The 15,076-nt window shown below is 71.9% G+C and carries 13 protein-coding genes; 10 read left to right on the plus strand and 3 right to left on the minus strand.

Annotation, left to right across the window (positions count from 1 at the left end):
* Positions 1 to 91 precede the first annotated feature (91 nt).
* From ACGF3C_RS28325 to ACGF3C_RS28355, 7 genes are all read left to right on the plus strand, one after another.
* Positions 92 to 589, plus strand: coding sequence for a 2Fe-2S iron-sulfur cluster-binding protein (locus tag ACGF3C_RS28325; RefSeq protein ID WP_357231352.1), 498 nt, complete (start codon positions 92 to 94; stop codon positions 587 to 589).
* Entirely contained in the window at positions 586 to 1,569 is a 984-nt protein-coding gene (locus tag ACGF3C_RS28330) for a xanthine dehydrogenase family protein subunit M (RefSeq protein WP_357231343.1), read from the plus strand. The genes ACGF3C_RS28325 and ACGF3C_RS28330 overlap by 4 nt, the downstream gene beginning before the upstream one ends.
* A complete protein-coding gene (locus ACGF3C_RS28335) occupies positions 1,566 to 3,656 on the plus strand; it encodes a xanthine dehydrogenase family protein molybdopterin-binding subunit (protein WP_357231340.1) in 2,091 nt (696 codons plus the stop codon). Before ACGF3C_RS28330 ends, ACGF3C_RS28335 begins: the two co-directional genes overlap by 4 nt.
* A 28-nt stretch (positions 3,657 to 3,684) precedes the next feature.
* Positions 3,685 to 4,050, plus strand: coding sequence for a metalloregulator ArsR/SmtB family transcription factor (locus ACGF3C_RS28340; RefSeq protein WP_357231337.1), 366 nt, complete (start codon positions 3,685 to 3,687; stop codon positions 4,048 to 4,050).
* Entirely contained in the window at positions 4,050 to 4,691 is a 642-nt protein-coding gene (locus ACGF3C_RS28345; protein ID WP_357231334.1) for an SRPBCC family protein, read from the plus strand. Before ACGF3C_RS28340 ends, ACGF3C_RS28345 begins: the two co-directional genes overlap by 1 nt.
* 56 nt (positions 4,692 to 4,747) lie before the next feature.
* Positions 4,748 to 5,257: an NUDIX domain-containing protein gene (locus ACGF3C_RS28350; protein ID WP_357231331.1), complete on the plus strand. Its 510-nt coding sequence runs from the start codon at positions 4,748 to 4,750 to the stop codon at positions 5,255 to 5,257.
* 104 nt (positions 5,258 to 5,361) lie between these two features.
* Positions 5,362 to 6,171 (plus strand): SAM-dependent methyltransferase, encoded by an 810-nt coding sequence (locus ACGF3C_RS28355; RefSeq protein ID WP_357231328.1) that lies wholly within the window; start codon positions 5,362 to 5,364, stop codon positions 6,169 to 6,171.
* Between the two features lie 49 nt (positions 6,172 to 6,220).
* Here ACGF3C_RS28355 and ACGF3C_RS28360 read toward each other — a convergent pair whose 3' ends face one another.
* The 3 genes from ACGF3C_RS28360 to ACGF3C_RS28370 all read right to left on the minus strand — a co-directional run bounded on the left by ACGF3C_RS28360 (position 6,221) and on the right by ACGF3C_RS28370 (position 11,503).
* A complete protein-coding gene (locus ACGF3C_RS28360; RefSeq protein WP_393226703.1) occupies positions 6,221 to 8,176 on the minus strand; it encodes an ABC transporter ATP-binding protein in 1,956 nt (651 codons plus the stop codon).
* A 75-nt stretch (positions 8,177 to 8,251) separates the two neighbouring features.
* Complete coding sequence (locus tag ACGF3C_RS28365) at positions 8,252 to 9,697, minus strand: ATP-binding protein (protein WP_393226682.1); 1,446 nt, start codon at positions 9,695 to 9,697, stop codon at positions 8,252 to 8,254.
* A gap of 147 nt (positions 9,698 to 9,844) precedes the next feature.
* A complete protein-coding gene (locus ACGF3C_RS28370; protein WP_091398639.1) occupies positions 9,845 to 11,503 on the minus strand; it encodes an FAD-dependent oxidoreductase in 1,659 nt (552 codons plus the stop codon).
* Positions 11,504 to 11,655: 152 nt separating this feature from the next.
* Between ACGF3C_RS28370 and ACGF3C_RS28375 the strand changes: the two genes are divergently transcribed.
* From ACGF3C_RS28375 to ACGF3C_RS28385, 3 genes are all read left to right on the plus strand, one after another.
* On the plus strand, positions 11,656 to 13,893 hold the full coding sequence (locus tag ACGF3C_RS28375) for a hypothetical protein (protein WP_357233349.1): 2,238 nt from the start codon (positions 11,656 to 11,658) through the stop codon (positions 13,891 to 13,893).
* A 43-nt stretch (positions 13,894 to 13,936) separates the two neighbouring features.
* Positions 13,937 to 14,428 (plus strand): SsrA-binding protein SmpB, encoded by a 492-nt coding sequence (smpB, locus tag ACGF3C_RS28380; RefSeq protein WP_393226684.1) that lies wholly within the window; start codon positions 13,937 to 13,939, stop codon positions 14,426 to 14,428.
* Positions 14,429 to 14,566: 138 nt separating this feature from the next.
* Positions 14,567 to 14,959 (plus strand): SCO5389 family protein, encoded by a 393-nt coding sequence (locus tag ACGF3C_RS28385; protein ID WP_112673007.1) that lies wholly within the window; start codon positions 14,567 to 14,569, stop codon positions 14,957 to 14,959.
* Positions 14,960 to 15,076: the final 117 nt, after the last annotated feature.

The raw sequence follows: 15,076 nt of genomic DNA on the forward strand, positions 1-15,076 counted from the left end.
TCGCCCCGAGATATACCGACAAAGCTAGTCTGGGCCGGTGCAGGGCGGACCGGAGAACGCGACGACGATCGACGAGCGCCACTCGTCCCGGGTGACGGTCGAGGTCAACGGCGCGTCCCGTGAGGTGACCCTGGACAACCGCACCACACTGCTTGACACGCTGCGCGAGCACCTCGACCTGACCGGGGCGAAGAAGGGCTGCGACCACGGCCAGTGCGGCTCCTGCACGGTGCTGCTCGACGGCCGCCGGGTGAAGAGCTGCCTGGTCTTCGCGGTGACCGTAAACGGCCGGTCGGTGGTGACAGTCGAAGGGCTGGCCGGACCGGACGAACTGTCCCCGTTGCAGGCCGCCTTCGTCGCGCACGACGCCTTCCAATGCGGCTACTGCACTCCCGGGCAGCTCTGCTCCGCCCGGGGCATGCTCGACGAGGTCTCCCGGGGTTGGCCCAGCGCGGTCACCGGCGACCTGAACACGCCCGCCGAGCTGACCGACGCGGAGATCCGCGAGCGGATGGCCGGCAACCTGTGCCGGTGCGCCGCGTACCCGCACATCGTGGCGGCCGTACGCGAGACCGCGGCGTCCTCGTGAAGGCGTTCCGCTACCACCGGCCCGCCGACGTGGCCGAGGCGGTCGCCGTGCTGGCGGCCGAACCACAGGCCGCCTACCTGGGCGGCGGAACCAACCTGGTGGACCTCATGAAGCTCGGGGTGCAGCGCCCCGACGTGCTGGTGGACGTGACCCGGCTTCCCCTCGACACCGTCGAGGAGCTGCCCGACGGTGGGCTGCGGATCGGCGCGACGGTCCGCAACAGCGACCTCGCGGCCCACCCGGCGGTACGCCGCGACTACCCGGTGCTGGCCCGCGCCCTGCTCGCCGCCGCCTCGGGACAGCTGCGCAACATGGCCACCACCGGCGGCAACCTGTTGCAGCGCACCCGCTGCGTCTACTTCCAGGACACCGGCAAGGCGTGCAACAAACGGGAGCCGGGCAGCGGTTGCGCCGCTCTGCACGGCCAGAACCGCGACCTGGCGGTGCTGGACTGGTCGGAGCAGTGCGTGGCCACCCACCCGTCCGACCTGGCCGTCGCATTGGCCGCCCTCGACACGGTGGTGGAGGTGCACGAGGCCGACGGCCCCCGTGACATCCCGATCGCCGACTTCTACCGCTCCCCCGGCAGCCACCCGGAACGAGAGACCACAGTGGCCCGGGGCGCGCTGATCACCGCCGTGCGGCTGCCGCCACTACCGGCCGCGCGCCGCTCGACGTACCTCAAGGTGCGCGACCGGGCCTCGTTCGCCTTCGCCGCCGGCTCGGTGGCCGCGGTGCTGGACCTCGACGGTGACGTGGTCCGCGACGTGCGGCTGGCGTACGGGGCGGTGGCGCACCGGCCCTGGCGGGCGTACCGGGCCGAAGAGGAGCTGCGCGGACGTCCGTTCAGCCCCGAGTTGGCGGCGCGGGCCGCCGACGCGGAGCTGGCCGAGGCGCGCCCGCTACGGCACAACGGCTTCAAGCTGCCGCTGACCCGGGCCATCACCGTGCGGGCGCTCACCGAACTGGCGTCGTCGTGAGCACCGGGGCGGTCGGCCGGGCGTACCCCCGGCTGGAGGGCCCGGCGAAGGTCACCGGCGCGGCCCGCTACGCGGTGGAGTACCCGGTGGACGGGGTCACCTACGGCTGGGCGGTCCCGTCCACAGTGGTGCGGGGCCGGATCACCCGGATCGACACGACGGCGGCGTTGGCCTCGCCCGGCGTGCTGGCAGTGGTGCACCACGGCAACGCGCCCCGGATGGCGCCCGGCCCACAGCCGGAGCTGCGGCTGTTGCAGGAGCCGACTGTGCACTACCGGGGGCAGTACGTCGCCGTGGTGGTGGCCACCAGCCTGGAGGCGGCCCGCGAGGGCGCCCGACTGGTCCGCATCGACTACGACACCGGCCCGCACAGCACAGTGCTCACCGACGACCATCCCGGCCTGTACAAGCCGGACCAGGTGAACCCCAGCTATCCGACGGACACCGCCGAGGGCGACTTCGACGCCGGGTACGCGGCCGCCCCGGTGCGGGTGGACGTCACCTACCGCACGCCGGCGTACCACAACAACCCGATGGAACCGCACGCCACCATCGCGCAGTGGCACGACGGGCGGCTCCTGGTGCACGACTCCACCCAGGGCGCGACGCCGGTACGCGCCACCCTCGCCGAGCTGTTCGAGCTGCCGCCGGAGTCGATCCGCGTCGTCGCCGAGCACGTCGGCGGCGGCTTCGGCAGCAAGGGGTACGCCAAGGCGTCGGTGGTGCTGGCCGCCCTCGCCGCCCGGCACGTGGACCGCCCGGTCAAGCTGGCGTTGACCCGCCAGCAACTGTTCGGGCCGCTCGGCTACCGCACCCCCACCATCCAGCGGGTCCGCCTCGCCGCCGACACCGACGGCCGGCTCACCGCGATCTGCCACGACGCGATCAGCCAGACCTCCACGATCAGGGAGTTCGCCGAGCAGACCGCCGTCTACACCCGCAGCATGTACGCCGCACCGCACCGCCGCACCACGCACCGGCTGGTCCGCCTCGACGTGCCCACTCCGTTCTGGATGCGCGCCCCGGGCGAGTGCCCCGGCGCGTACGCCCTGGAGTCCGCGGTGGACGAGTTGGCCATCGCCGTCGGCATCGACCCGGTGGAGCTGCGGATCCGCAACGACACCGCTGTCGACCCCGACCTGGGACGCCCGTTCACCAGTCGCAACCTGGTGGCCTGCCTGCGCGAGGGCGCAGAGCGGTTCGGCTGGGCCGGCCGTGATCCGTCGCCCCGGTCCCGGCGCGAGGGGCGGTGGCTGATCGGGACGGGGGTGGCCGGATCGAGCTACCCGGCCCGGGCCCGGCCTTCCTCGGCGACGGCCACCGCTCGGCCCGACGGGAGCTTCCTGGTCCAGATCAACGCCACCGACATCGGCACCGGCGCCCGGACGGCGATCTGGCAGGTGGCCGCCGACGCCCTCGCAGTGCCGCCGGAACGGGTGGAGATCCGCATCGGGGACACCGCGCTGCCGACGGCACCGCTGGCCGGCGGCTCGATGGGGACCGCCAGCTGGAGCTGGGCGGTGATACGCGCGGCCCAGGCGCTGCGCGAGAAGCTGCGCGACGGCGGGCCGCCGACCGACGAGGTGACCGCCGAGGCGGACACCACCGAGGAGGTGGGTGAGCAGCCCGCGCTCCCCCGGTACGCCTACGGGGCGCAGTTCGTCGAGGTGCGGGTCGACGTGGACACCGGCGAGGTACGGCTGAACCGGATGCTCGGGGTGTTCGCGGCGGGGCGGGTGGTGAACCCGACGACGGCCCGCAGTCAGCTCATCGGCGGCATGACGATGGGGCTGTCGATGGCGCTGCACGAGGAGGGCCTGCTCGACGAGCGCTACGGCGACTGGGTCAACCACGACCTGGCCACCTACCACATCACCGGCTGCGCCGACGTCGAGTCGATCGAGGCTTACTGGCTGGACGAGCGGGACGACGAGCTGAACCCGGCCGGGGTGAAGGGCATCGGCGAGATCGGCATCGTCGGCGCCGCGGCGGCGGTCGGCAACGCGGTGCACCATGCGACCGGCGTACGGATCCGGGAGCTGCCGATCCGGCTGGACAAGCTCATCGGAGTATCAGAGTTGGCTTAAATAAGCCGTCAGTGATACAACTGTCGTCGTGCACGCCTTCGACGTGCTGGGCGATCCGGTCCGGCGCCGCATCCTGGAACTGCTCGCCGCCGGCGAGCAGACCGCCGGCGCGGTCAGCACTGTCATCCGCGAGGAGTTCGGCATCTCCCAGCCCGCCGTGTCCCAGCACCTCAAGGTGTTACGCGACAACGGCTTCGCCACCGTGCGGCCGGAGGGCACCCGGCGGCTCTACGCGGTCGACCCACGCCCACTGCGCGAGGTCGACGGCTGGCTGGAGCACTTCCGCCGGTTCTGGACCCCACCCCTGGCGGCACTCGCCACCGAGCTGGCCCGGGGCCGACGCGAGCGTCGGCTGCGCGGCCCCGCCGACCTACCCGACGAGAGGAACACCTGATGTTCGACGCCACCGAGCAGATCAACGCCGTCCAGCGCAAGGTCGGCAGCCGCACCCTGGAAGCCGGTGAGGCGCGGGTCACCACGATCAGCCAGACCTACCAGGCGACGGCCGAGGATCTGTGGGACGCCTGCACCAGCGCCGAGCGCATCCCGCGCTGGTTCCTGCCGATCTCCGGCGACCTGCGGCTGGGCGGCACGTACCAGCTCCAGGGCAACGCCCACGGCACCGTCGAAAGCTGCGAGCCGCCGCACCGCTTCACCGCCACCTGGGAGATGGGCGGCGAGGTGAGCTGGATCGAGGTGCGGGTCACAGCGGTCGGCGACGAGCGGGCCCGCCTCGACCTGGACCACATCGCGCACGTCGACCAGGACCGGTGGGCCCAGTTCGGGCCGGGCGCGGTCGGTGTCGGGTGGGACCTCGGGCTGCTCGGCCTCGCCTCGCACCTGGCCTCCGACGGCAGCGGGATCACGCCGGAACAGGGCGCCGAGTGGACCGCCTCCGCCGAGGGACGACGGGCCATGGAGCTGAGCAGTCAACTGTGGTGCGAAGCGAGCATCGCCGCCGGCACCGACGCCGACGAGGCGAAGGCCGCCGCCGAACGCACCACCGCCTTCTACACGGGCGACCCGGCAGCCTGACCGCGCGGCGAGGCGGCGCGGCAGCCTGAGCAGGGATCGGAGTAACGTGCTGCGGCATGACCGGCACGCCGTACTCGCACTGCTCCTACTGCGGCGCCGCCTACCCGCCGGCCGGCGGTTGGCCGCGAGTCTGCGCGGTCTGCGGCGAGACCGTCTGGCGCAACCCGCTGCCGGTGGCGGTCGCGGTGCTGCCGGTCCGCACCGCCGAGGGCCTGGGAGTGGTGGTGGTCCGCCGGGACATCGAACCCGCCCGCGGCCTGCTCGCGCTGCCCGGTGGCTTCATCGAGTACGGCGAGGAGTGGTCCGACGCGCTCGTGCGGGAACTGCGGGAGGAGACCGGCCTGATCGCGGCGGCCCGGGACGCCCGACTGTTCGCGGTGCACGGCTCACCGACGGGCGGCACGATGATGGTCTTCGGAGTGCTGCCCGAGCGGGCGGCCGAGGACCTGCCACCGTCGGCGCCGACCGAGGAGGCGACCGAGTGGCTGGTGCTCACCGACCCGGTCGAGCTGGCGTTCTCCACCCACACGCGGATCCTGGCCGAGTTCCTGACAGTCACCTCCTGACCCCCGCGCTCGGCCAGGGACAAGGGCTTCGTCGATCCGCAGGACCATGCGGGCGCCGCCGCGCCGCTAGGCTACGGCCCCGACGCCCGTGAGGGGAGACGAGCATGTCGCAGGATCGAGCTGAGCAGCCGGTGGGAGGTTCGGCCGCCAAGCTGGACACGACAGCGCCGCACTCGGCACGGGTGTGGAACTACTGGCTCGGCGGTAAGGACAACTTCGCCCCGGATCGCGAGGTCGGTGAACAGGTACGGGCGGTCTTTCCGGAAATCGTCGAGGCGGCACGGTATTCGCGCGCGTTTCTCAAACGAGCGGTGACCTATCTCGCCGCAGAGGCGGGGATAGGCCAGTTCCTCGACGTCGGTACGGGCCTGCCCACCGCCGACAACACCCACGAGGTCGCCCAACGGATCACGTCGCGGGCGCGCGTCGTCTACGTCGACAACGACCCGATGGTTCTCGCGCACGCCCGGGTGTTGCTGACCAGCAGCCAGGAGGGTGCCACCCAGTATGTCGACGCCGATCTGCGCGACCCGGAGAAGATCGTCCAGGACGCTCGCGACACACTCGACTTCAATGAACCGATCGCACTGATGATGCTGGGCGTCATGGGCCACGTCGAGAAGCCGGCCGAGGCGCAGGCCATCGTCAACGCTCTGGTCTCGTCCCTACCATCGGGCAGCTTTCTGGCCATGTCCGACGGTACGGCTACCAGCGAGCGGGTCATCGAGTCGCATCGGCAGTACAACGAAAGCGGTGCTCTGCCGTACCACCTGCGTGCGGTCGCGGACTTCACGGCGTTCTTCGACGGCCTCGACCTCGTCGAGCCGGGTGTCGTGCCGCTGGGGCACTGGCGGACTGACAGCAGGCCCGCGGCCGTCGTGGATGGCTACTGCGGGGTCGCCCGCGTGCTCTGACGCGGGGACTGCCTGGCCGATCCGCACGGCTGGGCTCCGCGCAGTCTGGTCAGCGGGTGTCGGCGGGGCGGCGTCCGTCGACCCCGGTCAGGTAACCGCTGGCCTGCAGGTTGAACAGCTCGCGGTAGAGGCCACCGGCGGTCATGAGCTCGTCGTGACTGCCGTGCTGGACAAGGCGGCCCCGTTCCAGCACGAAGATCCGGTCGGCGTGCCGGACGTTCGCCAGCCGGTGGGTGATCAGCACGACCGCCCGGTCGGGGCGACGGCGCAGGTGCTGGAACAGGGCATGTTCCGCACGCGCGTCCAGGGCGGCCGAGGGTTCGTCGCAGATCAGCAGGGCGGCGTCCCGGTAGAGGCCGCGAGCCGCGACGAGCCGCTGCCACTGCCCGCCGGACAGTTCGTGGCCGTCTTTGAACTCCCGGTCGAGCAACGTGTCGTAGCCGTGCGGCAGGCCGACGATCATGTCGTGCGCGGCGGCCGCGCTGGCCGCCTCCTGCACGGTGGGGCCGGGGAGGTCCGGGGCGCGGTCGTGCCGCCCGACGCGGATGTTCTGCCCAGCGGTGAACGGAAACTTCCACCACTCCTGGGTCATCACGGCCACCTGGGCGCCCAGGGCACGCGGGTCCAACTCGGCGGCGTCGACGCCGTCCCAGCGGATCATTCCGCCGGTCGGCTGGTAGAGGCCCGCGATCAGTTTGGCCAGGGTGGTCTTGCCCGAGCCGTTCTCCCCGACAAGCGCGATCACCTCGCCCCGGCGGACGGTGAGGCTGACCCGGTCCACCGCCGGTGCGTCGGTGTCCGGGTAGCGCAGGCTCACGCCGTCCACCTCGATCACGTCGACGCCGTCGGCCACCCGACTGCCTCCGACCGGCACCCGGGCCCGGGCGCGGGCCAGGAAGTCCTGGTAGTCCTGGTAGTAGAGGGCGTCCTCGTACAGTGAGTTCGTGGCGACGACTGCCACGCCCAGGCTGGTCCGCGCGGACTGCAACGCGAGCAGGGCGGTGGCCGCGGCGGCGAGGGCGACCATCCCACTGAGCAGCAGACCACCGAGGACCGCGTACACGCCGAAGGTGGCCAGCCCCGCCACCGTGGCACCGACGACCCGGGTGCCCGTCTGCGAGCGGACCAGCCGCAGCTGGGCACGGGTCTCGACGGCCATCACGCCGCGGTACTCGGCGAGCAGGAAGTCGCGCATCTGGTAGGCGCGCACCTCGGCGGCGGTGTGCCGGTTGGCCATCAGGTGGGCGAGCATCCACATCCGTCGTCGGCGGGTGATCCGAGCCAGCATCGCCAGGTACTCCCGGCGGGCCATCCGCACCGCCGTGATCGCCTGGGGCACCGCGGCGAGCAACAGGCAGGGCAGCAGCAGCGGTTGAATGACGGTCACCGCCACGGCGGTGGCGAGCATACCGACCACGCCGGTGACAAGGTTGACGGTGTGGTCGACGATCCACGCCGCCTCGCCCATCCCCCGGTCGCGGGCGCGGTCCATCTCCTCGGCGAAGCCGGCGTCGTCGAACGCGGCCAGGTCCACCGCCGTGGTGGCCTCGAACAGCCGTAACTCCACCTGGTAGTTGATCTGCGGGGTCAGCCGGGCCTGGGCCCAACCGGCCGCGATGGTCAGGCCGCCGCGCGCCGACACCGCCGCCGCGGCCACCATCAGCGCCGGCAGGGCCGAGCGGACCCGGTCCGGGGTGGGACCGGCGGCGAACAACTCGCGCAGCACGCTCGTCGTGGCGAGCAGGCCGAACGTGGTCATCACCCCGGCGGCGATGTTCAGGCCGATGGAGGCGACGGTGTCGCGCTGGTTCGTGGACCAGGCCAGGCCGACCGCTTCCCGGACCAGCCGGGGCAGCCGCCGGGCCACCGCCCAGAAGCTGGTGTGTGCGAACTCCTGCGCGTGGTGCAGCCAGTCCCGATCCTCCAGCTCCGGCAGCACCGAGCTGTCGCCGGGCGGGTCGATCGGCTGGTCGTCGTCCTCAGCAGCGGTGCGCTGGCGGGCCATCGACTCCACGGACCCTCCTCCGGGCGGGGATCACAAATGCCGCCCGAGACTACTGCCCGCGACCACCTGCTGTCTCTAGGTAGTCGGCGCGTCGCGGGGCTCGTCCGTGATCGGCAGCAGGACCCGGAAGGTGGTGCGGCCCGGCTCGGTCTCCACCCGGATGTCGCCGTGGTGTTTGTGCACCACGATCCGGTACGAGATGTCCAGCCCCAGACCGGTGCCCGCGCCGACCGGCTTGGTGGTGAAGAACGGCTCGAAGATGCGCGGACGCACCTCTGGCGGGATGCCCGGCCCGGTGTCGGTGATTTCCACCGCCAACTGGTCACCGATCCGTCCGGTGCGGACGGTCAGCACACCCTTCTCCCCCATCGCGCCCAACGCGTTGTCGATCAGGTTGGTCCACACCTGATTCAGCTCGGCCGCGTACGCCGGGACCGGTGGGAGGCCCCGGTCGTACTCGCGGGCCAGTTTGACCTCAGCGGGGATCTTGCCCTTGAACATCACCAGCGTCGCGTCGAGCAGGTCGTGCACGTCCACCACCCGGTGCGGCGCGCGGTCCAGCTGCGAATACTGCTTGGCGGCGTCCACGAGCCCGGAGATCCGGGTGACAGCGTCGCCGATCTCGCGCATCAGCAGCTCGGTGTCGACGGTGTAGGTGAGCCAGCGCACCGCCGCCTCCAGGTCCGCGGCACCGACCGCGGCCTTCACCTGCGCCAACCAGGCAGCGTCGAGCCCACCGCCGACCAGGATCGGCGCCAGGTCCCAGGCCCCGCCGACGCCATGGTCCTCCAGCCAGTCGGTGAGGGTGTCCTCGGCGTCGGCCGTGGCCATCGGGGTCAACTTCGGCGCGGTGGCCACCCGGGCGACCGCCTCCTCCTGCAACGCGACCAGGCCGTGCAGGGCGCTCCCGTCGAGCCGCCCATCGGCGATCATGGCGAGCTTGTGCCGCATCCCGGCCACCCGGTCCCGCAGCACCGACGTGGCCCGCACCGCCGCCGCGGCCGGGTTGTTCAGCTCGTGGGTCAGCCCCGCCGAGAGCGAACCGAGGGCCAGCAACCGCTCCCGCTCACCGACGATCGCCTGGCTGTCCCGCATCCCGAAGAACAGCCCCTCCAACAGGTGCATGGGCATCGGAAACCAGGACCGCAGGGCGTACGCGAAGTCCTCCGCCGGCAGCACGAAGAACTCCGCGTCGGTCACCGCCCGCAGGCTGTTGCGGTAGATCTGCTCAACCTGGTCACCCAGGTACGCCTGAGTGGCCCCGCCGTACACCCCGCGCTGGTCGGTCCGGCTGACCTCGACGTCGTCGCCGCGCACCAGGCGACTCAACGCCACCGCCCCGCGCACCAGGACGAAGAAGCAGGTCGCGGGCTCACCTTCGCCGTACACGAGGGTGCCGCCGGCACGCTGCTCGACCCGGCCGTGCTCGGCCAGCCAGGCGAGTTGCCCGTCATCGAGCGCCTCGAACAGGAACAGAGTGCGCAACTGCGCCGGTGTCAGCCGGTCAGACTCGATGGTCACAGGGACTCCTTCGCTCGCAGAACCGGCTCACTGGGCCACCTTTCGTTCGCGACTGCGGGGCTCGCAAACCCGGCTCACTCCTCGCGCTCACTGGATTACCTTTCGTTCGCGACTGCGGGGCTCGCAAACCCGGCTCACTCCTCGCGCTCACTGGGCCTCCAGGTAGCGGTGCACCAACGACACCGCCATCGCGCCCTCGCCGACGGCCGAGGCCACCCGCTTGACCGACTCGGCCCGCACGTCCCCGGCGGCGAACACGCCCGGCACGCTGGTCTCCAGGTGGTACGGGTCGCGCGACAACGACCAGCCGGCCGGCCGTCGCCCCCCGGCGAGCAGATCCGGACCGGTCACGATGAAACCACGGTCGTCGCGGACCAGCACCCCGTCCAGCCAGTCGGTGCGGGGCTCCGCGCCGATGAAGATGAACAGCCAGGAGGTGTCGACCGAGCGGGCCTCCCCGGTGCGGGTGTCGCACAGGGTGAGCCGCTCCAGGTGGTCCTCTCCCGCCCCGCCGACCACTGCGGTATGCGGGTGCACGGTGATCCGGTCGATCCGTTCCAGCTGGTCGATCAGGTAACGCGACATCGAGGCGGTCAGGTCCGCACCACGGATGAGCAGGTGCACCCTCGACGCGTACCGGGAGAAGTGGACCGCCGCCTGGCCGGCGGAGTTGGCACCGCCGACGATGTAGACGTCCTGCTCGACGCAGCTCGGCGCCTCGGTGGCGGCGGCGCCGTAGAACACCCCCCGCCCGGTGAAGTCGGCCAGCCCGGGGGCGTCGAGCACCCGGTACGACACGCCGGTGGCCAGCACCACGGTGTGCGCGGCGATCTCGGTGCCGTCGCCGAAACGCAGCAGTCGGGCACCGCCGGCCTCGCTGAGACCGACCACCTCCCGGGCGCTGAGCAGCTCGGCGCCGAACTTGACCGCCTGCCGTCGGGCCCGATCTGTCAACTGTGCGCCGGAGACACCGTCCGGGAAGCCGAGGTAGTTCTCGATGCGGCTGCTCTGCCCGGCCTGACCGCCGGTCGCCCGTCGCTCCACGAGCACGGTGCGCAGCCCCTCCGACGCGCCGTACACCGCCGAACCGAGACCGGCGGGGCCGCCGCCGATCACCACCAGGTCGTAGAAGTCACACGCCGGCACCACAGTCAACCCGGCCAGCGCGGCCAACTCGGCCTCGCTCGGGGCAACCAACGCCTTGCCCTCCGGCGTCACCACCAGCGGCACGTCCGCCTCGGTGGCCCCGGCCGCGTCGAGCAACCGGACGCCCTCCGGATCGTCGGACAACAGCCACCGGTACGGCACCAGATTGCGGGCCAGGAAGTCGCGGACCTTGAACGACGGCGCCGACCAGCGGTGCCCGACGACCCGGATCTCCGCGCTGGCCGCGTCCGGGGTGACCGCCCACGCCTCCAGCAACCCATCGACCACCGGATACAGCTTCTCCTCCGGCGGGTGCCAGGGTTTGAGCAGGTAGTGGTCCAGGTCGACCACGTTGATGGCCTCGATCGCGGCGTCCGTGTCCGCGTACGCGGTGAGCAGCACCCGACGGGCGGCCGGGAAGATGTCCATCGCCGCTTCGAGGAACTCGACGCCGGTCATCTCCGGCATCCGGTGGTCGGCCAGCAGCAGCGCCACCTGTTCGCCGCGCAGCTTGACCTCGCGCAGCGCGTCCAGCGCCTCTGGGCCGGAAGAGGCTCGCAACACCCGATAGCGGTCGCCGTAGCGGCGCCGGATGTCGCGGGCCACCGCCCGGGACACCACGGGGTCGTCGTCGACGGTCAGGATCACCGGGTTCGCCATGGCGCCATGAAATCACCTGCCGACGGTCGACCGCACCATCGCCGGCGCCCGACCCCACGGTTGACCGCCCCGCAGACGGGTAAGCCGGAACGCCGCGCGGGTGGCCGGACATCGACGACCCGCCCGGTTGCCGCGCACACCTCGGGGGGCCCATGGCCGACGCGACACCGAACGGACCGCCGACGTCGGGCGGGATCGTGGAGCTGCGGGTGCACGGTGTCTCCGGCGCGGGCGCGGACCAGGTGTTGGACCGGCCGTACGTCTACCAGGTAGCCGGCGACCGCAGCGGAGGTTTCTACCGACCGCGCCCCGGATACCCGGACTCGACCGGTACGGACGGGGTGACGCTGGAGGCGTACCGCTGGAGTGACCTGCCGTCCGGCACAGCCGTGCGGACCCTGTCGCTGGTCTTCCTGCTGCCGTTCATGCTCTGCAACGTGGCCCTGTGGATGCGGCCGGCGAACACCGTCTCGAAGCGCGGCTTCATGGCGCTGTGCCGGGTGCTCGCCCTCACTCTCACCATGCTCTACGTGCTCTCCATCGTCGGGGTGGCGTTGGACCTGATCGCGTGGCGCTGCATGGGCACCCCGTCGTGCCTGGCCGGTCGGACCTGGCTGTCCTGGCTCGGCGGGCGCCCGACCGGGCTGCGCCTGGGTGTGCTGGCGCTCGTGCCGGTCGCCGCCATCGGGCTCGTCTGGTGGTTGGGCGCTCGCCCGGGCCATTCCTTCGACGCGTTCCGGACGCCGTCGACGACGATGTCGAAACACCAACTGAGCGCCGTCGGCCAGTGGGACGGCGAGCCGCTCGTGGGTCGGCTGCGCTCGGTCCACGTCGCGGCGGCGTTCGCCACGCTCAGCGGCAGCCTGCTGACCGCGCGAGCCAGCCAGCACCGCTCGTGGGTGATGGTGATCCTGTTGACGGCCACCGGAGTGGTGCTGCTGAGCTGCCTGGTCCTGGTCACGGTGGTGCGGAGCATCGACCGCACCGACCCGTCGCCCCGGGTGGACGGGGTCTTCCGCGGGCTGCGCACCATCGCCTGCGGCCTGACGATGCTGGTGATCGTGCACATCGTCATCAGCCCGGCGCCGTGGCCTCAGGGCGGCGTGCTGCCCGGCTACAGCGCGATCGTGGCCTGGCTGTTCGTCAGCCAGACCGTGCTGGTGGTCGCGCTCGCCGTGCTGGTGATCTGGCGGCGGGGTGGCGGGCAGCGCAGGTCACCCATCCGCGCGTTGGGAGCGCCGGTCTTCATGACGATCTCGGCTGGGCTCGCCGTGGCGTTCTCGGCCGAGCTGGTCTTCCGGGTGGCGGACCTGCTCGACCGCAACGGGACGACCGCGGACGGCCTGGAGACCAGTCCTCCCCTGGCGTACAAATGGGCGATCTTCGGGTTTTTCCTGGCCGTGGTGACCGCACTGCTGGTGGCCGGCCTGGTCACCAGGATGACCCGGCGCGGGCGGCGGCAGGCCGCGCGGGCGATCGTGGCCGCCGACTTCCCGGACGCGCCGCCGCACGCGGCGGCCCGGCTGCGGCGGGTCGAGCAGGCGGTGGCCCGCGCCCGTTTCACCGAGAATCTGGAACCGCTCTCCGTGGTGTACGCCAGCCTGGCGGCGCTCGGCCTGGCCACCAGCCTGCTCGGCCTGCTCCAACTCCTACCCGGGGACGTGGCGCAGCGCTACGTCGGAGTGCCGGAGGGCATGGTCAACTTCCTGATCGGGTCGGGTAGCTACGTGATCGCCGCGATCCTGCTCGGCCTGGTGGTGGGCGGCATCTTCGCGTACCGGACACCGCAGTTCCGCCGGTACGTGGGGGTGCTCTGGGATCTGGGCACCTTCTGGCCCCGGGCGGCGCACCCGTTCGCGCCGCCCTGCTATGCCGAGCGGGCCGTGCCGGAGTTGGCCAAGCGGATCACCTACCTGGTGGAACAGGGTCAGGGCGTGCTGCTGGCCGGGCACAGCCACGGCTCGGTACTGCTCGCCGCCGCGGTTCTGCAACTGCCCACCCGGATCACCCACCGGGTCGCCCTCCTGACCTACGGCTCACCGCTGGGCCGGCTCTACTCCCGGCTCTTCCCGGCGTACGCCGACGACCCGGCGCTGCGGGAGATCGGCGAACGGGTCGGCTGGCGCTGGATCAACCTGTGGCGCGACACCGACCCGATCGGCGGTTGGATCTTCGCCTCCCACCGTCCCGGGGAGGCCGAGACGCTGACCGGGCCGGCGGCGATGGTGGACCGGCGGTTGACCGACCCGCAGGACGTGGTGCCGGCGCCCAGCGACAGCGTTCCGCCGCCGATCCTCGGACACTGGCCGTGTGAGTCGCAGGAGGCGTTCGGGGACGCGGTGAGGGACCTCACCGCGCGACTACGTCCGGCGCGCCCCGCACACGACTGAGCCGGCCGGTACGACTGCTCCGACGGCCGGATATCGTCGCCTGGTGACCCCGTCCAAGCCACCCACCCGCCGGTTGATCGCCTCCAACAAGAAGGCCCGGCACCAGTACACGGTGCTGCGCACGTACGAGGCGGGCATCGTGCTGGTCGGCACCGAGGTCAAGTCGCTGCGCGAGGGGCGGGCCTCGCTGGTGGACGCCTTCGCGCACGAGCGCGACGGTGAGATCGTGCTGTACGGCCTTCACATCGCCGAATACGCCTACGGCACGTGGACCAACCACGCCCCGCGCCGCAACCGCAAGCTGCTGCTGCACCGCGCCGAGATCGACCGGATCCTGGACAAGGTCCGCGAGGGCGGGGTGACCCTCGTTCCGCTGTCGATGTACTTCGAGAACGGCTTCGCCAAGGTCGAACTGGCCCTCGCCAAGGGCAAGCGCTCCTACGACAAGCGGCAGACGTTGGCCGAGCGCGACGCCAACCGGGAGATCGCCCGCGAACTGGGCCGGCACCTCAAGGGCCATCCCCGCCGACCCTGACGCCGCCGCTCGTCCCAGGACACGGGTGGGTCGCGGCGTGGCGCGCCGGGCCATCGTTGACGTCCTGCGAGAGACGTGGTCTGCTCAGTCGACGCCGTTATTGGAAACGGTAATCATTAGCTGTAGCGGAGGAGAACCATGTCGCTCACTGTCCCGCCCGCACTGCTGGACGCCGCCGAACGCGGCCCCATCGACGACGAGGCGTTCATCGCCTGCGTCCGTGACTCGCTGCCGTACGCCTGGGCCACCGTCAGCCGGGTGGTCGCCGAACTGGAGGCCGGCGACGACGACCTGGCCGACAACGTCGTTCCGCCGCCCACCGACGCCGACCGGGGTCAACTGCTCCGCGCACTGGCCAGCGACGCCATCCGCGGTGGCCTGGAGCGACACTTCGGCGTACGCCTGGCCTTCCAGAACTGCCACCGCGTCGCCGCGTTCCGCCCATCGGCCGTCGACGGCGAGCGCTACCGCCGCTTCGTGTCGACCCGTGGCCAACTGCTCAACCAGTCCCCCGAACTCCGCAACTGCTGACCGTCGCGGCGGGGGGGGGCACCCCCCCCCCCCCCCCCCCCCCCCCCCCCCCCCCCCCCCCAACCCCCCCCCCCCCCCCCCCCCCCCCCCCCCCCCCCCCCCCCCCCCCCCCCCCCC

Source organism: Micromonospora sp. NPDC047762 (genome assembly GCF_043204655.1).
Lineage (GTDB): Bacteria > Actinomycetota > Actinomycetes > Mycobacteriales > Micromonosporaceae > Micromonospora.

What these genes read in the sequence shown, in the direction of transcription:
- ACGF3C_RS28345 (WP_357231334.1), top strand. Translation starts at nt 4,050, where the DNA reads ATGTTCGACGCCACCGAGCAGATCAACGCCGTCCAGCGCAAGGTCGGC.
- ACGF3C_RS28350 (WP_357231331.1), top strand. Translation starts at nt 4,748, where the DNA reads ATGACCGGCACGCCGTACTCGCACTGCTCCTACTGCGGCGCCGCCTAC.
- ACGF3C_RS28355 (WP_357231328.1), top strand. Translation starts at nt 5,362, where the DNA reads ATGTCGCAGGATCGAGCTGAGCAGCCGGTGGGAGGTTCGGCCGCCAAG.
- ACGF3C_RS28360 (WP_393226703.1), bottom strand. Translation starts at nt 8,176, where the DNA reads ATGGCCCGCCAGCGCACCGCTGCTGAGGACGACGACCAGCCGATCGAC.
- ACGF3C_RS28370 (WP_091398639.1), bottom strand. Translation starts at nt 11,503, where the DNA reads ATGGCGAACCCGGTGATCCTGACCGTCGACGACGACCCCGTGGTGTCC.
- ACGF3C_RS28375 (WP_357233349.1), top strand. Translation starts at nt 11,656, where the DNA reads ATGGCCGACGCGACACCGAACGGACCGCCGACGTCGGGCGGGATCGTG.
- ACGF3C_RS28385 (WP_112673007.1), top strand. Translation starts at nt 14,567, where the DNA reads ATGTCGCTCACTGTCCCGCCCGCACTGCTGGACGCCGCCGAACGCGGC.